20 protein-coding genes are annotated in these 20,030 nt (G+C 72.9%); 4 read left to right on the forward strand and 16 right to left on the reverse strand.

Annotation, left to right across the window (positions count from 1 at the left end; translation table 11 throughout):
* Positions 1-89 precede the first annotated feature (89 nt).
* Both ACYVP9_RS07725 and ACYVP9_RS07730 read left to right on the forward strand, forming a co-directional pair.
* Positions 90-974, forward strand: coding sequence for a nuclear transport factor 2 family protein (locus ACYVP9_RS07725; RefSeq protein ID WP_460604114.1), 885 nt, complete (start codon positions 90-92; stop codon positions 972-974).
* Positions 975-1,221: 247 nt separating this feature from the next.
* Positions 1,222-1,569 (forward strand): RNA polymerase-binding protein RbpA, encoded by a 348-nt coding sequence (locus ACYVP9_RS07730; RefSeq protein WP_460604115.1) that lies wholly within the window; start codon positions 1,222-1,224, stop codon positions 1,567-1,569.
* A gap of 83 nt (positions 1,570-1,652) precedes the next feature.
* Here ACYVP9_RS07730 and ACYVP9_RS07735 read toward each other — a convergent pair whose 3' ends face one another.
* Genes ACYVP9_RS07735 through ACYVP9_RS07750 form a run of 4 tightly spaced genes read right to left on the reverse strand, consistent with a single transcriptional unit; the run spans position 1,653 to position 6,727 of the window.
* A complete protein-coding gene (locus ACYVP9_RS07735) occupies positions 1,653-2,741 on the reverse strand; it encodes a 5'-3' exonuclease (RefSeq protein ID WP_460604116.1) in 1,089 nt (362 codons plus the stop codon).
* 41 nt (positions 2,742-2,782) lie between these two features.
* Positions 2,783-3,544 (reverse strand): polyprenol monophosphomannose synthase, encoded by a 762-nt coding sequence (locus ACYVP9_RS07740; RefSeq protein ID WP_460604117.1) that lies wholly within the window; start codon positions 3,542-3,544, stop codon positions 2,783-2,785.
* Positions 3,541-5,130, reverse strand: a complete 1,590-nt coding sequence (gene lnt, locus ACYVP9_RS07745) for an apolipoprotein N-acyltransferase (protein ID WP_460604118.1) — start codon at positions 5,128-5,130, stop codon at positions 3,541-3,543. Before lnt ends, ACYVP9_RS07740 begins: the two co-directional genes overlap by 4 nt.
* Before the next feature lie 55 nt (positions 5,131-5,185).
* Complete coding sequence (locus ACYVP9_RS07750; protein WP_460604119.1) at positions 5,186-6,727, reverse strand: amidohydrolase; 1,542 nt, start codon at positions 6,725-6,727, stop codon at positions 5,186-5,188.
* 120 nt (positions 6,728-6,847) lie between these two features.
* Between ACYVP9_RS07750 and ACYVP9_RS07755 the strand changes: the two genes are divergently transcribed.
* Positions 6,848-7,858 (forward strand): LacI family DNA-binding transcriptional regulator, encoded by a 1,011-nt coding sequence (locus ACYVP9_RS07755; RefSeq protein WP_460604120.1) that lies wholly within the window; start codon positions 6,848-6,850, stop codon positions 7,856-7,858.
* A gap of 22 nt (positions 7,859-7,880) precedes the next feature.
* On the forward strand, positions 7,881-8,783 hold the full coding sequence (locus ACYVP9_RS07760) for a 5'-3' exonuclease (protein WP_460604121.1): 903 nt from the start codon (positions 7,881-7,883) through the stop codon (positions 8,781-8,783).
* Between the two features lie 22 nt (positions 8,784-8,805).
* Here the strand turns inward: ACYVP9_RS07760 and ACYVP9_RS07765 are convergent, their stop codons facing one another.
* The 12 genes from ACYVP9_RS07765 to pafA form a co-directional block, all read right to left on the reverse strand.
* Positions 8,806-9,879, reverse strand: a complete 1,074-nt coding sequence (locus ACYVP9_RS07765) for a DUF4333 domain-containing protein (RefSeq protein WP_460604122.1) — start codon at positions 9,877-9,879, stop codon at positions 8,806-8,808.
* 123 nt (positions 9,880-10,002) lie between these two features.
* A complete protein-coding gene (locus ACYVP9_RS07770; RefSeq protein WP_460604123.1) occupies positions 10,003-12,747 on the reverse strand; it encodes a DEAD/DEAH box helicase in 2,745 nt (914 codons plus the stop codon).
* A 36-nt stretch (positions 12,748-12,783) separates the two neighbouring features.
* Positions 12,784-13,800 carry a twin-arginine translocase subunit TatC gene (tatC, locus tag ACYVP9_RS07775; protein ID WP_460604124.1) on the reverse strand — a complete coding sequence of 339 codons (1,017 nt, stop codon included), beginning with the start codon at positions 13,798-13,800 and terminating at the stop codon, positions 12,784-12,786.
* A gap of 4 nt (positions 13,801-13,804) precedes the next feature.
* Entirely contained in the window at positions 13,805-14,053 is a 249-nt protein-coding gene (locus ACYVP9_RS07780) for a hypothetical protein (RefSeq protein WP_460604125.1), read from the reverse strand.
* Between the two features lie 112 nt (positions 14,054-14,165).
* Positions 14,166-15,158: a helix-turn-helix transcriptional regulator gene (locus ACYVP9_RS07785; protein WP_460604126.1), complete on the reverse strand. Its 993-nt coding sequence runs from the start codon at positions 15,156-15,158 to the stop codon at positions 14,166-14,168.
* Positions 15,158-16,144: a helix-turn-helix transcriptional regulator gene (locus ACYVP9_RS07790; RefSeq protein ID WP_460604127.1), complete on the reverse strand. Its 987-nt coding sequence runs from the start codon at positions 16,142-16,144 to the stop codon at positions 15,158-15,160. The genes ACYVP9_RS07785 and ACYVP9_RS07790 overlap by 1 nt, the downstream gene beginning before the upstream one ends.
* 124 nt (positions 16,145-16,268) lie before the next feature.
* Entirely contained in the window at positions 16,269-16,844 is a 576-nt protein-coding gene (locus ACYVP9_RS07795; RefSeq protein ID WP_460604128.1) for a suppressor of fused domain protein, read from the reverse strand.
* Positions 16,845-16,864: 20 nt separating this feature from the next.
* Positions 16,865-17,332, reverse strand: coding sequence for an HNH/ENDO VII family nuclease (locus ACYVP9_RS07800; protein ID WP_460604129.1), 468 nt, complete (start codon positions 17,330-17,332; stop codon positions 16,865-16,867).
* A gap of 5 nt (positions 17,333-17,337) precedes the next feature.
* Complete coding sequence (locus ACYVP9_RS07805; protein WP_460604130.1) at positions 17,338-17,823, reverse strand: WXG100-like domain-containing protein; 486 nt, start codon at positions 17,821-17,823, stop codon at positions 17,338-17,340.
* A 19-nt stretch (positions 17,824-17,842) separates the two neighbouring features.
* The gene (locus ACYVP9_RS07810; RefSeq protein WP_460604131.1) at positions 17,843-18,157 is read right to left on the reverse strand and encodes a hypothetical protein; all 315 of its coding nucleotides are present in this window, start codon (positions 18,155-18,157) and stop codon (positions 17,843-17,845) included.
* A 34-nt stretch (positions 18,158-18,191) separates the two neighbouring features.
* Positions 18,192-18,563, reverse strand: coding sequence for a YbaB/EbfC family nucleoid-associated protein (locus ACYVP9_RS07815; RefSeq protein ID WP_460604132.1), 372 nt, complete (start codon positions 18,561-18,563; stop codon positions 18,192-18,194).
* A 59-nt stretch (positions 18,564-18,622) separates the two neighbouring features.
* Positions 18,623-19,981: a Pup--protein ligase gene (gene pafA, locus ACYVP9_RS07820; RefSeq protein WP_460604133.1), complete on the reverse strand. Its 1,359-nt coding sequence runs from the start codon at positions 19,979-19,981 to the stop codon at positions 18,623-18,625.
* Positions 19,982-20,030 lie beyond the last annotated feature (49 nt).

Below are 20,030 nucleotides of genomic sequence, written 5' to 3' on the forward strand. Positions count from 1 at the left end.
GGCACTCCGCGCGCTGCGAACCATGATCGGCGACGGCACCGGAGCGACCCGGGCGTCGCCACCACGACACCGGACGGGGACGCATCGCGATGAGCAGCCAGGGGTACGGCGGCCCGAACGATCCGCAATACCCCGGTGACTCGTTCACCGTGCCGCCGCGCTCACCGCAACCGCCGGCTCGCGGCAACCGCGGTGTCGTCATCGGCGCCCTGAGCTCGGTCATCCTCGCCGGCCTCGTCGTGATCGTGCTGGCCGTCGCCGGCGTCTTCTCCGGCTCCGACACTCCGGCCGCCGCGCAGCCGCGCGATGTCGTGAACTCCTTGCTCGAGGCCAGCCAGCGGCAGGACCTCGACGCGGTCAAGCAGGTCGTGTGCCGGCGCGACCTGAGCGACCCCGACATCGAGGACGTCGTCAGCGACGACGGCCACGCCACCAGGTTCACGATCGGGAAGGTCACGGACCTCGGCGGCGATCGTGCCGAGGTGGAGGTCTCGATCACCTCGTCCACGGGCACCGACTCGGCGAAGCTGCCGGTCGTCAAGGAGAACGGTGCCTGGAAGGTGTGTCTCAGCGAGATCGACACCAAGCCCACCGACTTCCCGAGCGAACCGACCGGCAGCGACAGCGGGTCGTCGACGCCGTCGACGCCGTCGAGCCCGGGCACGACCTCCTCCGGAACCTCCGGATTCAGTTGCGCCAGCGACAAGGACGCCCAGAGCACGGCCCGGCTGTTCATCAGCTACATCACCCTGGGCAACGCCTCGAGCGCGTACGGGTGCGTCTACCCCGGCACCGTCAGCGAGTCCGACGTGCAGGCCCTCACCGGCGACGGGAAGCTCTACTCCCCCAGCCTGCCGAGTTCGGCGACCGGTCCGGACTTCTCCGTGGAATCGTCGGACGGGCAGCACACGTTGCGCTTCCGGGTCGAACGCCGGTCGGACGGCCGGTACTACGTCACCAGCGCGAGCGACTGACCGGGCGGCCCGGGCGAGCGAACGGCCGGACAGCGACACAAGGACGTCCGATTCGCCCGGTTCTTCCGGGTTTGCGCTGGCACGGCCCTGAGCCCCGGTCGGTTATCACACCGGAGCCCCGGGAACCATGGGGCCAGCAGAATCGTTAGTACACGTGCACGGATCACCCGGCCTTCCGGGTGGCCCGGCCCGGCCGCCCGACGGGCGGCCGCCAGTTCGCCGACATCAACCCGAGGAGGTGCCCAGAATGGCAGATCGCACATTGCGGGGCAGTCGGCTCGGCGCCATCAGCTACGAGACCGAGTACGGTGCCGAACCCGCACCGCGCAACGTCGCCGCCTACCGGTGCGAGCGGGGCCACGAGTTCAGTGTTCCGTTCTCCGAGGAGGCCGAGATCCCGGCCACCTGGGACTGCCGGCTCGACGGCACCACCGCCAAGCTGATCGACGGCCCCGAGCCCGAGGCCAAGAAGACGAAGGCACCCAGGACCCACTGGGACATGCTGATGGAGCGGCGCACCATCGCCGACCTCGAGGAGGTCCTCGAGGAACGGCTCGACGTGCTGCGCGCCCGTCGCGGCCAGAAGTCCGCCTGAGCCACCGACACACGTCGTCCGAGGCCGCCCGGTGTCCACCGGGCGGCCTCGTCGTGTGCGGAGATTCCGTCGGTGGGCGGCTCTCAGAACAGGGCGAGCTGGTCGCCGCGGCGCGGCGTGACGGCGAGCGGCGCAAGCCGGCGCGCGCCCTGCGACCTGCGCGCCGAGGGCCCGGGACGCGAGCGCAACGCGTCGGCGCGCGCCACGGTCTCGACGTAGCGGGGCGCGGCCGCGGCCGGCTCCTGCTCGGCGAGCACGCGCACCGCCTGCGCCGCGGTCCAGGTCAGGCTCTTGCCGAGGTAGACCGCCTCGACGTCGGCCGCCGGCCACGGCAACACCCCGACGCTGCCGACGGGCGCCAGGTCGAGGTCGTCGTGCATCGCCATCACGCGGCAGTTGAGCTCCCAGGCCGCGCGCGCGCCGTCGGCACCCAGCCGGCCGGCAACCCCCCGGCCGCAGCGGACGGCCACCTCGTCGAGGTCGTCGAACGCCGCGGCGGCGCTGCCGAACGCGGCGAGCAGGGCAGCCGCGGTGCGCGGACCCACCCCGCGGACGCCGATCAGGTTGTCGGACGGGTCGCCCCGGAGCGCCGCGAAGTCGCGGTACTGGTGGGGCCGCACGCCCAGCAGCAGCTCGAGGCGGTCGGGGGTCATCACCGGTGAGGCGTCGACCCCGCCGTCGATGATGCGCAGCACGTCGGTGTGCTCGTCGATGAGGGCGAACGCGTCACGGTCGGACGTGACCACGACCGTCCGCAGCCCGCCCGCGGCGGCCTGGGCGGAGGTGGAGCACAGCACGTCGTCGGCCTCGAGACCCGGCGGAACCACGACGTGCGCGCCCAGCTGCCGCAGCGTGACCACGGCGTCGGCCAGCTGCGCGACGAGGGTGTCGAGCTTGTCGGCGCGCTGGCTCTTGTACTGCGGCCACGTCTCGCGGCGCAGCGACCGGTCGGGGTCGTCGAACCCGACCACGACGGCGACCGGGCGGATCCGTTCGACGGCGGCGACCAGCTGCGTGAGCAGTCCGCGGACCGCCCACGAGGGCTGGCCGGTGCGGGCCTGGGCGTGATAGCTGCGGTGCACGAGGGAGTTGCCGTCGATCGCGAGCACGGTGCCGCGCGGTGCGGCCGCGGCGGCGGAGGCGGAGGCGGGATCGGGCTGGTCGTTCGACACGGGTGCCACTGTGCCCCCGGGCACCGACACGACGGGCTCGCTCATCGCTTCCGGCGCGCCACGGCGCGGCGCAGTTGGTCGCGGCGGTGTTCGACACCCCACTGCGACACCCGTACCAGTGCTTCCTTGACGATGTCCTGGCTCATCTTCGACTCGCCCAGTTCGCGCTCGACGAAGGTGATCGGGACCTCGACCACCCTGAAGCCGGCGCGCAGCGTGCGCACGGCGAGATCGATCTGGAAGCAGTAGCCCTGGGACGCGACGTGCGCGTAGTCGATGCGTTCGAGGACCTCGCGGCGGAAGGCGCGGTACCCACCCGTGACGTCGCGGATGCTCAGCCCGAGCGCGAGCCGCGAGTAGAGGCTGCCGCCACGGGAGATGAGCTTGCGGGTCGCGGGCCAGTTGACGACGGCTCCCCCCGGCACCCACCGCGACCCGAGCACGAGGTCGGCGTCGGTGAGGGCCGCGAGCAACCGCGGCAGCTGTTCGGGGGCGTGGGAGCCGTCGGCGTCCATCTCGACGAGCACGCCGTAATCGGCCTCGAGACCCCAGGCGAAGCCGGCGATGTAGGCGGCGCCCAGACCCTGCTTGCCCTCGCGGTGCAGCACGTGGACCGAGGCGTCCTGGTCGGCGATCGCGTCGGCGAGCTTGCCGGTGCCGTCGGGGCTGTTGTCGTCGACGACGAGCACGTCGGCGTCGGGGACGGCCGCACGGACCCGTCCGACGATCGGGCCGATGTTGTCCTTCTCGTCGTACGTCGGGATGACCACGAGGACGCGGCCGGGCCTGGGGTCGCTGCTCATACCTTCACCATCTCGGGTTCGGCGGCGGGGGTGTTCGGCGGGTCCACCCGGCGTCGGCGCCCGGCGACGACGACGCCGGCGGCACCGCCCAGCGCGAGGAGGGTGAGCAGGTACTCGGGCCACGCGCCGACACGCGTGGCGGGCGTCAGCGCGGTCCGCACCGGCACCGTGGCGATCAGGATGTCGGGCGTGAACAACTCGCCCGAGCGCTCGCGGATGCGGCCGTCCGGGCCGATCACCGCCGACTCCCCCGTCGTCGACACCTGCACCGTCGCCCGTCCGTTCTCCACGGCCCGCAGCTGGCTCATCGCGAGTTGCTGGTAGGTCTCGTCCGTGCGCCCGAACGTGGCGTTGTTCGTCTGCACGATCAGCAGTTGCGCGCCCGCCGCCACGGACGAGCGCACCAGCCCGTCGTAGGCGACCTCGAAGCAGATGACGTCGCCGAGCGGCACCGGCCCGCCGGTGAGCAGCCCGTTGCCACCGCCCGCGACCATGTCGGTGACGTTCTTCGCGTCGCTGCTCACGGCCTCGGCGAGCGGGCGCAGCGGGATGTACTCGGCGAACGGCACCGGGTGGCGCTTGACGTAGCGCGCGCCCGGCCCGGTCGTGGGCGACCACAGGATGCCGGCGTTGCGCCGGTGGCCGGTGCCCGGGCCCTGCAGGATCGCGCCGACGAGCACGGGCGCGCCGACGGCCTTGACCGCGCCGTCGATCTCGGCGCGCGCGGCGGCGTCACGGTAGGGGTCGATGTCGGACGAGTTCTCGGGCCACAGCACGAGGTCGGGCCGCTGCACCTGCCCGGCGTCGATGCGCGCGGCGAGCTTCAGCGTCTGGCGCACGTGGTTGTCGAGCACCTGCCGCGCCCGGTCCTGGAACTGCAGGCCGCGGTCGGGCAGGCCGCCCTGGATGACCGCGATCCGCAGCGTGCGGCCGTCCGCGTCGGCCCCCGGACGGACCGGGAACGACACCAACCAGCCGAGCAGCGGCAGGGCGAGGGCGACGACGACCCCGACGACGGCGACGCGCACCCAGGACCGGTCGCGGCGGCTGACGGCGAGGACGGCCTGGGCGAGGGCCGCGCCCGCCACGGCGACGACGAAGCTCAGCAGGGGTGCGCCGCCCCAGCTCGCGAACCAGCGCAGCGGCGACTCCGCCTGGCTGAAGGCGAGGCGGCCCCAGGGGAAGCCCCCGAACGGGATGCGGTCGCGCAGGAACTCCTGCAGCACCCACGCCGAGCCGGCCCACAGCGGCGCGCCGGGCAGCCGGGCGAGCAACGGCAGCACCGCGCCGAGAACGGCGAAGAAGCCGGCCAGCGCGGCGCACAGCAGCAGCCACGGCACCGGCCCGACGTAGATGCCGGTCCAGTGCACGAGCGGCAGCATGAACGCGAGGCCGTACACGTATCCCAGCCACGCCGCGGTGCGGCAGCGGTGTCCGGACACCGCGACCGACAGCGCGGCCACCGAGCCGAAGGCGGCCGGCCAGACGCCGAAGCTCGGGAAGGCCAGCACGCCCAGCAACCCGCCGCCGACGGCGACCAGAGCGGCCCAGCGCCGGGTCAGGACGGGCGCGGGGACGGGACGCATCGCACCAGTATCCCGTCCCCAGCCCGCGACGCGGTCGACCACACCGGGGCGCCGCTCAGTCGGGGTCCGCGGCGAAGACCGTTCGGCCCGCGCGCAGCGTCCGGACGCAGCGCGGCAACTCGGCATCGGCGAGCTCGGGCAGGCCGTCGCGCAGCTCCCCCGCGCCCTCCCAGACGGCGAGGTCGGCGGGCGCGCCGACGGTGACGACGTCGTGGGCCGGCCGGCCCGCGGCGGCCCGGCCGCCGGCGGTGTGCGCGGCGAACGCCGCCGCCACCGACATGGACGCCCCCGGGTCGTGATGGGTCGCGGCGGCACGGACGGCCGCCCACGGCCCCAGTTCGGTGACCGGCGAATCGGAGCCGAACGCCAACGGCACCCCGCGACGGTGCAGGTCGCCCACCCGGTTCAGGCCGAGCGCGCGGCGCGGGCCGAGCCGTTGCGCGTACATGCCGTGCTCGCCGCCCCACAACGCGTCGAAGACCGGTTGCATCGAGGCGGTCAGCCCGCTCGCCGCGAAGCGGTCGGGGTCGCGGACGGCCTCGGCGTGCTCGACCCGGTGTCCCGGACCGACGCGGCGCCCCAGCCGCCGCCCGGCCAGCGCGAAGGCGTCGAGAACCTGGTCGACCGCGGCGTCCCCGATGGCGTGGAATCCCGCCTGCAGACCGGCCGCCACGCACGCGGCGATGTGCTCGGCGAGTTCGCCGACCTCGAACCGCACCCAGCCGGTGCCGGGGCGGTCGGCGAAGGGCTCGTGCAGGGCGGCGGTGCCCGAGCCGAGCGAGCCGTCGCAGAACAGGTCGCCCGCGGCACCGATCGCGCCGAGCCGCAGCGCGGTCTCGACACCCCCGAGCTCACCCCAGTACCCGATCACCTCGGGCACGTCCTCGGTCGCGGCGAGCTCGAGCAGCTCGGCCAGGTCGGCCTCGTTCGAGATGACCGGCCCGGCCATCTCGTGCAGGCTCGCGATGCCCACCGACGCGGCGTGGCGCAGCGCCGCCCGCTGCGCCTCGCGGCGTTGTGCCGGCATGACCGCGCCGAGCGCGGCGCGCCGCACCGCGTCGTGGGCGTCCGGTTCGCCGACCCAACCGTCGCCCCGGTTGCCGTCGAGCCCCGCGACGCCGGGCACGGCCGCGAGCAGCGACGACGAGGCCACCGCCGAATGGATGTCCACACGCGCGAGGTACACCAGCCCGCCGTAGGCCGCCCGGTCGAGCTCCGCGGCGGTCGGCGGACGGCCCTCGGGCCACGTGCTCTCGTTCCAGCCGCCGCCGAGCACCGGACGTCCGCGGGAGGCCCGTGCCGCGCGCTCCACCGCGTCGAGGGCCTCGCGCAGCGAGCGGGCCCCCCGCAGGTCGAGGGCGGTGCGCGCCAGGCCGGTGTCGGTGGTGTGCACGTGCGCGTCGACGAACGCCGGCGTGACCAGTGCGCCGTGAAGTGAGACGGTCGTGGCAGCGGCGGGGGCCGCATCGTCGTCGCCGACCCAGGCGATGTGTCCGTCCGCCACGAGAACGGCGGACGCCGGCGGGCCGCCGGAAGGGGTGCGCACCCGTCCTCCCTTCAGCAGGAGCGGACGGTCGGCCGGGGCGGGACGGGTCACGGACCCAGTGTCCCGCGGCCGTCGGAGGGGGTCGCCCGCGCGTCCCGGCGAGCCCCGTGAGGACGGCGGCGGTAGCGTTTACACCGAGCGCCGACACGAGCCGGACGACAGGAGCTGCCGATGGTCGCGAGCATCGAGGACGTCGCGCGCCGTGCCGGGGTCTCCATCGCCACCGTCTCGCGCGCACTGCGGGGCCTGCCCGACGTCGCCTCGGCGACCCGCGACCGGGTGCTGGCCGCCGCCGCCGAGCTCGACTACGTCGCGTCCCCCTTCGCCGCGCGACTGGCGAGCGGGCGCACCGCCACCGTGGGCCTCGTCGTCCCGTTCGTGAACCGGTGGTTCTTCAGCGAGGTCATCGCCACCGTCGAGACCACGCTGCGCCGGCACAACTTCGACCTGTTGCTCTACAACCTCGGCGACCCGGACGGCCGCACCCGGTTCTTCGAGGTCATGCCCCTGCGCAAGCGGGTCGACGGTGTGGTCGTCGCCAGCATCGTGCTCGAGGACGACGAGTTCGCCGCCCTCGACGACCTCGGCCAACCGCTCGCCCTGCTCGGCATCGAGCGACCCGGCACGATGTCGGCCGCCATCGACGACATCGCCGCGGCGCGCCTCGCCGTCGACCACCTCACCGCGCTCGGGCACCGGCGCATCGCGCTCATCGGCGGCGACACCGACGACCCGATGCGGTTCACGCCGCCGCTGCACCGCCGCACCGGCTACCACCAGGCGCTCGCGGCGGTAGGCGTCGAACCCGACCCCGCCCTCGAGGTGCTCGGGTACTTCACCGTCGCCGGCGGCGTCGAGGCTGCGCAGCACCTCATGGCGCTGCCCGACCCGCCCACCGCGATCTTCGCCGAGAGCGACGAGATGGCCTACGGCGCGCAACGGGCCCTGTACGACGCCGGCGTGAAGGTCCCCGAGCAGGTGTCGGTCGTCGGGTTCGACGACCAGCCGATGTCCGAGCTGATGAAGCTGACCACCGTGCGCCAGCCGGTGACCGCGCAGGCGCAGGACGTCACCACCCGCCTGCTCGAGGTCATCGGCGGGTCGGCCGAGGCGGCCGCCGCGCCCGCGGTCGTGCTCGACACGGAACTCGTCGTGCGCAGCAGCACGGCTCCGCCCGCCTGACGCACCGCCTAGGGTGGCGGCCATGTCGCTGATGCTGGTCGACGCCGCCGGGCTGTACTTCCGCGCCTACTACGCGGTACCCGACACCGTCCGCTCTCCCGACGGCCGACCCGTCAACGCGATCCGCGGGTTCCTCGACATGGCCGCGTCGCTGATCGAGAAGCGCCGGCCCACCCGGTGGGTCGCCTGCCTGGACCTCGACTGGCGCCCGGCCTTCCGGGTCGAACTCATCCCCAGCTACAAGGCGCACCGGGTCGCGAAGGACGGCGGCGAGGAGGTGCCCGACACGCTCGGCCCGCAGGTGCCGCTGCTGCTCGAGGTGCTCACGGCGCTCGGCCTGGCGTGCGCGGGCGCGGAGGGCTTCGAGGCCGACGACGTGATCGCCACCCTCGCCGAACGCGACACCGACACCGTCGAGGTCGTCACGGGCGATCGCGACCTCATCGCGCTGGCCACGCCGCGGGTCACCGTCCTGTACACCGGGCGCGGCCTGGCGAAGATGGAGGTCCTCGGCCCGGACGAAGTGCTGGCCAAGTACGGCATCCCGGCCGAGAACTACGCCGACTTCGCCGTGTTGCGCGGCGACCCCAGCGACGGACTGCCGGGCGTGCCGGGCGTGGGCGAGAAGACCGCGGCCGCGCTCGTCAGCCGCTTCGGACGGATCGAGGACATCGTCGCCGCCGCGCGGGAGGGCGACACCGGGTTCCCGGCCGGCGCGGCCGCGAAGGTGCGCAACGCGCTCGACTACCTCGCCGTCGCCCCGGCCGCCGTCCGTGGGCGCACCGACGCCCCGGTCGACGACGTCGCCGACGACCTGCCGGCCGAGCCTCGCGACACCGACCGGCTCGTGGCGCTGGCGGACGAACTCGGCATCCAGGCGCCGGTCGAGCGCATGCGCAAGGCCGTCGCCGCCGCGTTGTCCTGACCCGCGGCGGCGCCCGGCCCGGTCAGCGGACGGTGTACTTGCCGTCGCTCTTGTCGGTGACGGTGACGGTGAAGGTCTGGCCGCCACTCGCGGTGCAGGTGAAGGTGTCGCCGTTCTTCTTCATCTCGAAGTCCTGGCCGTCGTTGCACTTCACGTCGCTGACCTTCAGCCGGTCGCCGATGTACTTCTCGACCGCCGTGTGGCTCAGCTTCTTGTCGGCGAGGCCCAGCTGCGCCGGGAACACGACGAACACCAGCACCGCGGCGATGGCGAGCACGGCCACGACGGCGCCGAGCGTGACGAACAGACCCTTGTTGCTCTTCTTCGGCTGTGCCGGGCCGCCGAAGGGCTGCCCCGGCGCGCCGGCACCGTACTGGCCCTGCTGGCCGTACCCGGGCTGGCCGTACCCGCCCTGCTGGCCGTAACCGCCCTGCCCGTACCCGCCCTGCTGGCCGTACCCGCCCTGCTGGCCGTAGGTCGCGGTGCCGTACCCGCCCTGGTCCTGCTTGTCGAAGGAGTACGTGCCCTGGCCGGACGGCTGGGCGCCGAACGCCTGCGTGCCCTGGTCGGCCTGGCCGTACCCGCCCTGCTGGCCGTAGCCCGGCTGCGGGCTGGGGCTCGACTGCGGCTGCGCGTACCCGCCCTGGCCGTACCCGCCCTGCTGCCCGTAGCCCGGCTGCGGGCTGGGGCTCGACTGCGGCTGGCCGTACCCGCCCTGCTGCCCGTAGGGATCCTGCTGGCCGTGGCCCGGTTGCGGGCTGGGGCTCGACTGCGGCTGGCCGTACCCACCCTGCCCGTAGGGATCCTGCTGGCCGTACCCGCCCTGCTGGCCGTACCCGGGCTGCCCGTACCCGCCCTGCTGGTCGTGCGCACCCTGCTGGCCGTACGCACCCTGCTGGCCGTACTGGCCGCCCGGCGACGGCGAGCTGCCGGGCAGCTGCGACCGGTCGAAGCTGACCGTGCCGCGGTCGTCGTCCGCAGCGCCCGAACCGCCCTGGTTGATGTCCGACGAGGCGGGGCTGCTGCCGTGCTCACCCGGCGGCGGCCACTGCTGCCCACCGGAGGGGTTGCCGCCCTGGTTGCTCTGGTCGGTCATGGAACGCACCTTTTCGTCGGGTCCCCGGGACGGGCTGGCGAAGTCGCGCTCACGCTACTGCCTGGGCTCGGCGCCGTCATGACCAACACGGCACCACGGCCCGCACGGCGCCGTGGCTCGCCGTCAGGGCTGCATGCTCTGTGCGACCACGCCGTGCCGAACCGCGGTCGCGGCGGCGCGCGCGGTGGCACGCACGGACCCGTCCGCCGTCTGCGCGAGCTGGTCCAGCAGGTCGAGCACCTGCTTGCACCAGCGGATGAAGTCGCCCGCCGACAGCTCGCTGCCGCGCTGCGAGGCAGCGTCCAGGACCTTGTCGAGCCGCTCCTGGCGCGCCCAGCGGTACATCGCCCACACGAACCCGAGCTGCGGTTCGCGGCTGGCCGGCAGCTGCCGCTGCGCCTCGTCGTCGGCGAGAGCGCCCCAGACGCGCTCCGTCCGCGACACCGCGTCGCGGACGGCCGTGGTGGGGAACCGGTCGACGAGCACCTCGTCGCGGCGCGGTTCGTACACCAGCGTCGACACGACGGCCGCCAGTTCGGCGGCGTCCAGACCGTCCCACGAGCCGGCCCGCAGGCACTCGGCGGCGAGCAGGTCCGACTCGGACCACAACCGGGCGAGCTTGCGTCCGGCCGGCGTCGCCGTCTCCTCGTGCAGGTAACCGCGGTCGGTCAGCAGCTCGGCGATGCGGTCGAACGCGCGGCCCAGCGACCCCGTCCGCCCGTCGATACGGCCGCGCAACTTCTCGTTCTCGCGGGAGATGCGGGTGTACCGCTCGCCCCACCGCGCGTGCTGCTCGCGGTCGGTGCACTGGTGGCACGGGTGCGCGCGCAGGGCTCGCCGCAGCGCGAGCACGTCGGCGTCGTCGTCGGCGCCGCTGCCGCGCCCGCGGCCGGGACGGCCCTCGGGCGGCGGGATGTCGAGCGCGCGGATGCTGGACGACAGGTCGCGCCGTTCCTGTGGCGACCGGTGGTTCAGGTGCTTGGGCACCCGGACGGTGCCGAGCACGTCGACCGGATCGGGGAAGTCGGCGGACGACAGCCGGCCCGACCACCGCTGCTCGGTGACGACGAGCGGACGGGGGTCGTCGTGCTCGCTGCCGATGCCCACGCCGGCGTCGAGGACGACCGCGAGCCCCGAGCGCTTGCCGCGCGGCACCCGCACCACGTCGCCGCGGCGCAGCGACTCCATCGACATCACCACCGCCGCCCGCCGCTGCGACGCCCCCTCACGCGCGAGCGTCGCCTCGCGTTCGGACAGCTGCCGCCGCAGCTCGGCGTACTCGGCGAAGTCGCCGAGGTGGCAGGTCATGTTCTTCTCGAACTCGCGTGCCTGTTCGTCGTTGCGGCGGATCTGCGCGAGCAGCCCCGCCACGCCCCGGTCGGCCTGGAACTGCGCGAACGACGCCTCGAGCAGGTTGCGCGCGGCGGGGCGCCCCATCTGGTCGACGAGGTTGACGGCCATGTTGTACGAGGGCCGGAACGACGAGCGCAGCGGGTACGTGCGGGTGGACGCCAGTCCCGCCACCCGCTGCGGGTCGACCTCGGGCGCCCAGAGCACGACGGCGTGGCCCTCGACGTCGATGCCGCGCCGGCCCGCCCGCCCGGTGAGCTGTGTGTACTCGCCCGGGGTGACGTCGGCGTGCGACTCGCCGTTGAACTTGGTCAGCCGCTCGAGCACGACGGTGCGGGCGGGCATGTTGATGCCGAGCGCCAGGGTCTCGGTGGCGAAGACCGCGCGCACCAGCCCGCGGACGAACAGCTCCTCGACGGTGGCCTTGAACGCGGGGATCAGGCCCGCGTGGTGGGCGGCCACGCCCCGGCGCAGCGCGTCGCGCCACTCCCAGAACCCGAGCACGTCGAGGTCCTCGGGCGGCACCCCCGAGGTCAACTCGTCGATGACCTCGTCGATCTCGGCGCGTTCGCTCTCGTCGGTGAGCCACATGCCCGCGGCCACGCACTGCGACGCCGCCGCGTCGCAGCCGGCGCGACTGAAGATGAACGTGATCGCCGGCAGCAGTCCCTCGCGATCGAGGCGGGCGATGACGGCCGGACGATCGGGCGGACGCCAGCCCCGCGGACGCGACCGGTGCCGATCGCCGCCACGATGGTCGCGGCCCCGCCGGGTGGGGACGGGGTCGACGAACCGCGACCGGTCGGCGACGTGCCGCAGCAGGGCGGGGTCGATGGTGGCGCCGTCGCCGCCGAACAGGTCGAACATCCGCGAGCCGACGAGCACGTGCTGCCACAGCGGCACCGGGCGTTCCTCGTGCACGACGACCCGGGTCTCGCCGCGGACGGTGACCAGCCACTCGCCGAACTCCTCGGCGTTCGACACCGTCGCGGACAGCGAGATCAACCGCACCGCGGCGGGGAGGTGGATGATCACTTCCTCCCAGACCGCGCCGCGGAACCTGTCGCCGAGGTAGTGCACCTCGTCCATCACGACGTAGCCGAGACCGGTCAGCGCGTCGCTGCCGACGTAGAGCATGTTGCGCAGCACCTCGGTGGTCATGACGACCACGGGAGCGTGCGCGTTGAGGGCGGTGTCGCCGGTCAGCAGCCCGACCTGCGCCTCGCCGTAGCGGTCGACGAGGTCGTGGTACTTCTGGTTCGACAGCGCCTTGATCGGTGTCGTGTAGAAGCACTTCTGCCCGGCCGCCAGCGCGAGGTGCACCGCGAACTCGCCGACGACCGTCTTGCCGGCGCCGGTCGGCGCGCACACCAGCACCGAGTAGCCGTCCTCGAGCGCCTCGCAGGACTCGACCTGGAACGGGTCGAGCTCGAAGGAGTACCCGGCCCGGAACTCGGCGAGCACCGGACGCGACTGCCGCCGCCGGGCGGCGGCGTACCGCTCACTGGGCGAGGACACACCCCCAGCGTAGGAGCCGTCCGCCACCCGGGCGGGTCAGGTGATGTCGGAGAGCGTGTCGCGCGACCCGCCCTGGCGCCGCGGTGTGTCGCGCCGGTCGTCGTCGAGGCCACGGGGGATCGGATCGATCTGCGAGGGCACGTCGTCGTCGGGGTGGTGGGCCAGGAACTCCTCGCGCTCGGCCGCCTTGCGTTCGGCCTTGCGTTTGTCGTGCACGTGGGCGAACAGCACCGACAGCTCGAACAGGACGACCATCGGTATCGCCATCGCACACATCGTGAACGGGTCGGCGGTGGGAGTGGCGACGCCCGCGAAGACGAAGATCAGGAAGATCGCGACGCGCTGCGACTTCTTCAGCCACGAGGCCTTGAGCACCCCGGCGAGATTCGCCATGACGACGAGCAACGGCACCTCGAACGACGCCCCGAACATCACCAGCAGGGTGGTGACGAACGAGATGTACTCACCGACGTCGAGCTGGGCGGCGGTGCCGTCACCCGCGCCGATGATGAGGACGTCGAGCGCCTTCGGCAGGATCAGGTAGGCCAGCGTCATGCCGGCGGCGAACAGGATCGTCGACAGCGCGACGAACCACAGCGTGTACTTGCGCTCGTTGCGGCGCAGACCGGGCGTGATGAACGCCCAGATCTGGTACAGCCACAGCGGCCCGGTCAGCACCGCGCCGGTGATCACCGCGACCTTGAGGCGGGTGGTGAAACCGCCGAGGACGCTGCGGTAGACGAGCACACAGCTGTTGTCGTCCGCGGTGTTCGAGGCGCGGTACTTGCCGGGAATCTGGCAGTACGGCTCCTTGAGCAGGTCCAGCACGTGCGGGTAGAGGAACCAGCCGGCCACCGCACCCGCGGCGACGATCACCACGATGGCGATCAGGCGCCGGCGCAGCTCACGCAGGTGGTCCATGACGGCCATGCGCCCGTCGTCGGTCTTCGGCGGCTTGGCCCGCTTGGCCCTGCGGCGGCGGCCGCCCTCCCGCGGGTCGTCCCGGACGTCGCGGGCGCGGACGAGTTCGGCGTCCTTCTGCCGGCGGGCCACGGTCTCAGGCCGTCCCCTCGGGCGCGGCGGTGCCCCCCGCGACGCGGGCCTCGGCCAGCCGCTGCTTGGCGTCCGTCAGGCCGTGGACGAGCGCGACCTGGACGGTCTGCAGCTCGGCGGTGAGTTCGGTGAGCCGCCGGACGTCGCGCTGCAACCGCTTCACCTTCCACAGCAACTCGTAGGCGCAGAAACCGATCACGAGCGCGCCCAGCACCACTGCTGCGATCCACGCCGCGATCGGGAGCCAGGCCATGCCCAGACTGTACTTCGAGCTCCGGTGGGCCCGCGGATTCCCCGGCTGCGGATGTGCTGGGTGCGAATGTGCTGGGTGCGGGTGTGCCGGGTGCGGATGTGCTGGGTGCGGCTCAGGTGGGCTGGTAGGCGGCGAGCGCCCGGGACGCCTCGGCGCGGACGTCGTCGGCCAGCCACCCGGGGGCCAGGACCTCGACCTGTCCGGCCGAGCCGAGCACCAGGGCCCGCACCCACGCCGGGTCGGAGACCCGCAGGCTGATGACGGTCGCGTCGCTGTCGCCATTCTCGGTGTCGGGCCGCGCGTCCTCGATCGCGTAGTAGTCGGCGACCCAGGCGTAGGCGGCACCGAGACGCAGGTCGACGAGTAGGTGCTCGGGCGACGGCTGGTAGACGCCCTCGTCCAGATCGCGCGGCTCGACCGACTCGGGCACCGCGGACGGCTCGTCCAGCAGCTGCACGTCGTCGATGCGGTCGAGGCGGAACATGCGCAGCCCCTCGGCACGGCGGCACCACGCGTCCAGGTAGGTCTGCCCGTCGGACGTGACGAGGCGGATGGGGTCGACGACGCGCTCGGAACGCTCGTCGCGGGAGGCCGAGTAGTAGCTCAGCCGCAGCGCCCGCCGCTCGTCGACGGCCCGCTGGAGCACGGCGCGGTAGTGCTCGCTGCGCTCGATCGCGACGGCCACGGTCTCGTCGGGGACGGCACCGCCCGCCGCGGACTCGACCTTGGCCAGGGCCCGCTGGACCGCGTCCGAGTCGGCGAGGCCGGGGGTCTCGGCGAGGGTGCGGAGCGCGACCACCAGCGCGAGCGCTTCCTCGGTGGTGAGCCGCAGTGGACGGGACATGCCGGCGTCGAACACCACGGACACCGACTCGCCCTCGAACGACAGGTCGATCAACTCGCCGGGACCGTGCCCGGGCAGACCGCACATCCACAGCAGGGTGAGGTCCTTGCGCAGCTGCTCGGCAGTGACGCCGAAGTCGGCGGCCGCCTGCTCGACGCCGATGCCCGGCCGGGCCTGCAGGTAGGGCACGAGCGCGAGCAGACGCGGCAGTCGCGCCTCGTTCGTCGGGTTCGTTGGGCGCGCGGCCCGGCGCGCCGCCATCAGGCCCGCCCCCCGACCGGCACACCGCGGGCGGCGGACAACCGCTCGACCACGGCGGCGACCAGGTCGGGAGGGTCGAGCACCCGCGCGGCCGACCCGGCGGCGGCGACGGTGCGGGCCAGCCAGTCGGTGTCGCTGTAGTTGATCGACAGCACGGACGCGCCGTCGTCGTCGGGCACCGGCTCGGCCGTCTGGGCGAGACGCCGCAACTCCCCCGCACCCCGTCCGGCGACGCGGACCCGCGCGGTGCGGTCGTCCCAGGAGACGTCCGCGACCATGGCGACGAGGTCGACGTCCCGCGGCCGCTCGAACGCGCCGGGCCCGCCGACCGTGCGCACGGGCCCGGTGATGCGCGACAGCCGGAAGCTGCGCGGCTCACCGCGGTCGCGATCGAGGCCGGCGACGTACCAGCGGCGCCGCCACGACAGCACGCCCCACGGTTCGACGGTGCGCACCATCGGTTCGTCCGACCCGGCCTTCACGTGCTCGAACCGCACGACCGTGGACGTGCGGGCGGCGTCGAGCAACGCCGGGAGGCTCGGGTCGCTGGCGTCGAGCTGGGGCAGCGCGCCCGGCGCGTCGTCGGCGTGCACGTCGCTGCCGGCGGCGCGCAGCTTGATCAGCGCCTGCCGGGCGGGCTCGCCGAGCGTGGCCGACTGCCACAGCCGGGCGGCGAGGCCGACGGCGGCGGCCTCGTCGGCGTCGAACTCGATGGGCGGCAGCTCGTACTCACCGCGCCGGATGCGGTAACCGTCCTCGCTGTCGAAGTGGCTGTTGCGGCCGGTCTCGAGCGGGATGCCCAGCTCGCGCAACTCGGCCTTGTCGCGCTCGAACATGCGCTTGAACGCCTCGTCGGTCGCCGCCGTGCCGTCGGCGGGCTCGTACCCGGGCACCGCGTGGCGGATGCGCTCGGCGCCGAGGAACTGCCGGGTCGAGAGCAGGCAGATGACCAGGTTGACGAGTCGTTCCGCGCGCCGGGCTGCCATGTCCTCGAACGTAAGCCCTGTCGTGCCGCCCCGCCGTCGCGACACCCCCTGAGCCGTGTGCGACGGCGACTGCGACCCCATACGTTCGATTGTCCCGGACACAGGGCGTCGGGGGCCAGCGGGTTCAGACCACGGGTTCGCGATCGATGTCCGCGACGTCGGCGTCGGCCTGCTCGAGCAAGGTCTCGAGCGACTCGACGCCGTGGGCGCGGGCGTGCGCGGCCTCGGACTGCGACACCGGCACCGCCTGCAGCCACGTGACGACCAGGCCGTCGACGGCGAGGTTGGCCGGCGGGTCCCACGCGAAGACCGGGACCAGCAGCATGTGGCGCATGGTGGCGTCCGGACGGTACTGCCCGACGACGTCGGGATAGATCAGCCCGGGTTCGACGGAGTACTCCCCCGACAGCACGTTGAACGCGCACGACGCGAGCATGTTGGGGAACTCGGTGACGCTGCTGCCGCACAGGCCGAGCAGCTCGACCCGCAGCGGCACGTCGTCCTCGGTCGTGAATCCGCTGTCGCCGGCGTACATGCCGATCGTGGCGTAGCTCGTCACGCCCGTGGTCGGGACGTCCGCGCAGTAGAGGACGTCGATCTCGCCGGGCCCGTCGTCGCGCTGGTGCCCGATCACCTTCGGCTCGCCGCCGAGCGTGTCCCAGGCCCGCTGGAAGATCGCCTTCATGGCGGCACTGGGCACGTCAGGTCTCCTTCTGCAGGTCAGTTGCCGAGGTACGCACCGGTGTGGTCCTCGCTGCGGTGATTGCGATTCGACGACGGTAGCTCGGGACGGTAGTGGCCCGGGTCGTTGTGCTCGTCGAGGAACTGCTCGCGGGGGCGCCCGTCCTGCTGCGCGGCCTCGCGGTGCTTGCGGAACTCGTAGCCGTCGCGGTGGCCCATGTCCCAGGGCTTGTCCTTGCTCATGTAGCGACCGGTCTGCGGGTCGCGGACGTGCCCGCGCGTGTCCTTCGCGTTGTTCCAGACCCGGTCGCGGACGCCGGCGCGGTAGCCGCTCGGGCGCTGGTACGGATCCTCCTTGACCGACAGGCGCTTGCCGGACCGCTTGAACGTCGTCTTCTCGGCGTCCTTGACGGCGATCTTCTCGGCGTCGCGCACCCCGGCCTTCTCGACCGCCTTGGCGATGACGTGTTCGGCCTCTTTGGCCGCGACCCTTCCTCCGGTGGCCATCGCGCTCAGCCCAGCACGGCCATGACGGCCTCGTTGATCAGGGCCTGGACGATGCGGCTGGTGATCTCCTTGAAGACCGGGATCTCGGCGAGGGAGGCGCCGAAGGTGGGCACGGCGGTGGCGATCGCCTGCGCTATCTCGACGATGAGGATCGTGATGTTGACGATCGTGCAGATCTTCAGGGTCAGGACCACACCGGCGCACAGCAGCATGGCCGCGCCGCCGAGGTTCACGCCGAGCTGGGCGTCGCCGAGCACCTTCGCAGGAGCGTTGTCGCCCTCCCACTTGGCACGGAAGGCGTCGATCGCCTCCCCCTGGTTGATCGTGGCGACCTGCTGGGCGGCCTGGACGGCCTGCTGCTGCACGCCGCCGAGCTGGCCCGCGAACCCGAGCCACGCCGAACCGGCCGAGAACAGGTCGGTCTCGTCGACCTGCGGCCATTCGAACCCGAGGTCGTTGAGCACCCGCTCGACCTCACCGGGAAGGGTCATGCCCACGGTCGTGCTCCTCTCACTCGGCCGTCATGAGGGCGGTGGTGTCCTGCTCGACGCTGTCGTAGATGCGGCCCATCGACTCGAGACCGTCGGCGAACTCGCCCAGCGCCTCGGCCGACGACTGCACGCACGAGTCGACGAGCGACAGCGCACCCTGCAGCGAGACCTGGACCAGCGGACTGACCATGTCGTAGCCCGCGCCGAAGCGGACGGACTGCGTCTGCTGGGCCACCGGCTGCCACGCGGCCACGAGATTCTGCGCGGCGGTGCGCAATTCCTGCGCGCTCGGCGGGAACGAGTCGGGCCGGACGGTGAACTCGCCGGCGCTCATCGCTCGTCCGACCTCTGCGCCCGCCGGGTGCCGATCACTTCGGCACCGCCCGGGAGAGGGCGTCGGTGAACGCCTGGGTGATGCGGGTCATGTCGGCCACGGACTGTTCCTGGGCGGCGCGCAGCTGCTCGAGCATCGGACCCGTGTCGGGTGGGCCGGGTCGTTGCGACAGGGCTGCGTTCACGGCCGTGACGATGTGCGCGGCGATGTCGTCCAGGGGCTGGCGCAGCAGCTTCGGGTCCAGGTGCAGGGACGAGAGGCGGTCGTCGGCGATCTCGGCGCGCACCATGCCCTCGGCGGCCTCGCCGACGGCCGGCCCCTCGGGGGCGGCGGGGACATCTCCGGCGATGGCCGCGCGTACGCGGCCGACGAGCGCGTCGATCGTCTGCGCGGGGTCGGGTTGCACGGATTCGACCCTAGACAGCCTCGGGGAGCGCGTCACCGGGGAGCGGTCCCCGGGCGGCGTCACATGGACGCGATCAGCTTCTCGACCCGCTCGTCGACGCTGCGGAACGGGTCCTTGCACAGCACGGTGCGTTGCGCCTGGTCGTTCAGCTTCAGGTGCACCCAGTCGACGGTGAAGTCGCGGCGGCGTTCCTGGGCCCGGCGGATGAAGTCGCCACGCAGTTTCGCCCGGGTCGTCTGCGGCGGCACGCTCTTGGCCTCGAAGATGGCCAGGTCGTTCACGACGCGTTCGACGGCGCCCTTGCGCTGCAGCAGGTAGTACAGACCGCGGGAGCGCGAGATGTCGTGGTACGCCAGGTCGAGCTGCGCCACGCGCGGGGAGCTCAGCGGCAGGTCGTGCTTGGCGCGGTAGCGCTCGATGAGCTGGTACTTCGTGGCCCAGTCGATCTCGCGGTCGATCAGCGACAGGTCCTGCGTCTCGACCGCGTCCAGCGCGCGTCCCCACAGCTCGAGCACCCGCTTGGACGACGCGTCCTCGCCGGTACGCGCGACGAAGTCGACGGCGCGCGAGTAGTACTCCCGCTGGATCTGCAGGGCGGACGCGCCCCGTCCGGCCGCCAGCCGCACCGGACGGGTACCGGTGAGGTCGTGGCTGATCTCGCGGATCGCGCGGATCGGGTTCTCGAGCATGAGGTCGGGGAACGGCACGCCGTGCTCGATCATGCGCAGCACCAGGTCGGCCGAGCCGAGCTTGAGCAGCGTCGTCGACTCGTTCATGTTCGAGTCGCCGACGATGACGTGCAGCCGCCGGTAGCGCTCGGCGTCGGCGTGGGGCTCGTCGCGGGTGTTGATGATCGGACGGCTGCGCGTGGTCGCCGACGACACGCCCTCCCAGATGTGCTCGGCGCGCTGGCTGACGCAGAACACCGCGCCGCGCGGGGTCTGCAGCACCTTGCCGGCGCCGCAGATCAACTGCCGGGTGACGAGGAACGGGATGAGCACGTCGGCCAGCCGGCTGAACTCGCCGTGCCGTCCGACCAGGTAGTTCTCGTGACAGCCGTAGGAGTTGCCGGCCGAGTCGGTGTTGTTCTTGAACAGGTAGATGTCGCCGGCGATGCCCTCGTCGTGCAGCCGCTTCTCGGCGTCGACGACGAGGCCCTCGAGCACGCGCTCGCCCGCCTTGTCGTGCGCGACGAGCCCCTCGAGCGTGTCGCACTCGGGGGTGGCGTACTCGGGGTGGCTGCCCACGTCGAGGTACAGCCGGGCGCCGTTCTTCAGGAAGACGTTCGACGAGCGACCCCACGACACGACGCGGCGGAACAGGTAGCGGGCCACCTCGTCGGGCGACAGGCGGCGCTGGCCGTGGAACGTGCACGTGACGCCGTACTCGTTCTCGATACCCATGATCCGCTTCTGCACGTCCTCCAGACTATCCGCGCGACGGCGAGGACGCCGGTGTTCGCCACAG

This window comes from Jatrophihabitans fulvus, from assembly GCF_054781375.1.

Excerpts from the sequence above, each read along its gene's own strand:
- ACYVP9_RS07810 (WP_460604131.1), bottom strand. The coding sequence starts at position 18,157 with ATGAGCGCCGGCGAGTTCACCGTCCGGCCCGACTCGTTCCCGCCGAGC.
- ACYVP9_RS07725 (WP_460604114.1), top strand. The coding sequence starts at position 90 with ATGAGCAGCCAGGGGTACGGCGGCCCGAACGATCCGCAATACCCCGGT.
- ACYVP9_RS07800 (WP_460604129.1), bottom strand. The coding sequence starts at position 17,332 with ATGGCCACCGGAGGAAGGGTCGCGGCCAAAGAGGCCGAACACGTCATC.
- ACYVP9_RS07740 (WP_460604117.1), bottom strand. The coding sequence starts at position 3,544 with ATGAGCAGCGACCCCAGGCCCGGCCGCGTCCTCGTGGTCATCCCGACG.
- ACYVP9_RS07755 (WP_460604120.1), top strand. The coding sequence starts at position 6,848 with ATGGTCGCGAGCATCGAGGACGTCGCGCGCCGTGCCGGGGTCTCCATC.
- ACYVP9_RS07760 (WP_460604121.1), top strand. The coding sequence starts at position 7,881 with ATGTCGCTGATGCTGGTCGACGCCGCCGGGCTGTACTTCCGCGCCTAC.
- ACYVP9_RS07730 (WP_460604115.1), top strand. The coding sequence starts at position 1,222 with ATGGCAGATCGCACATTGCGGGGCAGTCGGCTCGGCGCCATCAGCTAC.
- ACYVP9_RS07785 (WP_460604126.1), bottom strand. The coding sequence starts at position 15,158 with ATGGCGGCGCGCCGGGCCGCGCGCCCAACGAACCCGACGAACGAGGCG.
- ACYVP9_RS07805 (WP_460604130.1), bottom strand. The coding sequence starts at position 17,823 with ATGACCCTTCCCGGTGAGGTCGAGCGGGTGCTCAACGACCTCGGGTTC.
- ACYVP9_RS07780 (WP_460604125.1), bottom strand. The coding sequence starts at position 14,053 with ATGGCCTGGCTCCCGATCGCGGCGTGGATCGCAGCAGTGGTGCTGGGC.
- lnt (WP_460604118.1), bottom strand. The coding sequence starts at position 5,130 with ATGCGTCCCGTCCCCGCGCCCGTCCTGACCCGGCGCTGGGCCGCTCTG.
- ACYVP9_RS07765 (WP_460604122.1), bottom strand. The coding sequence starts at position 9,879 with ATGACCGACCAGAGCAACCAGGGCGGCAACCCCTCCGGTGGGCAGCAG.
- ACYVP9_RS07790 (WP_460604127.1), bottom strand. The coding sequence starts at position 16,144 with ATGGCAGCCCGGCGCGCGGAACGACTCGTCAACCTGGTCATCTGCCTG.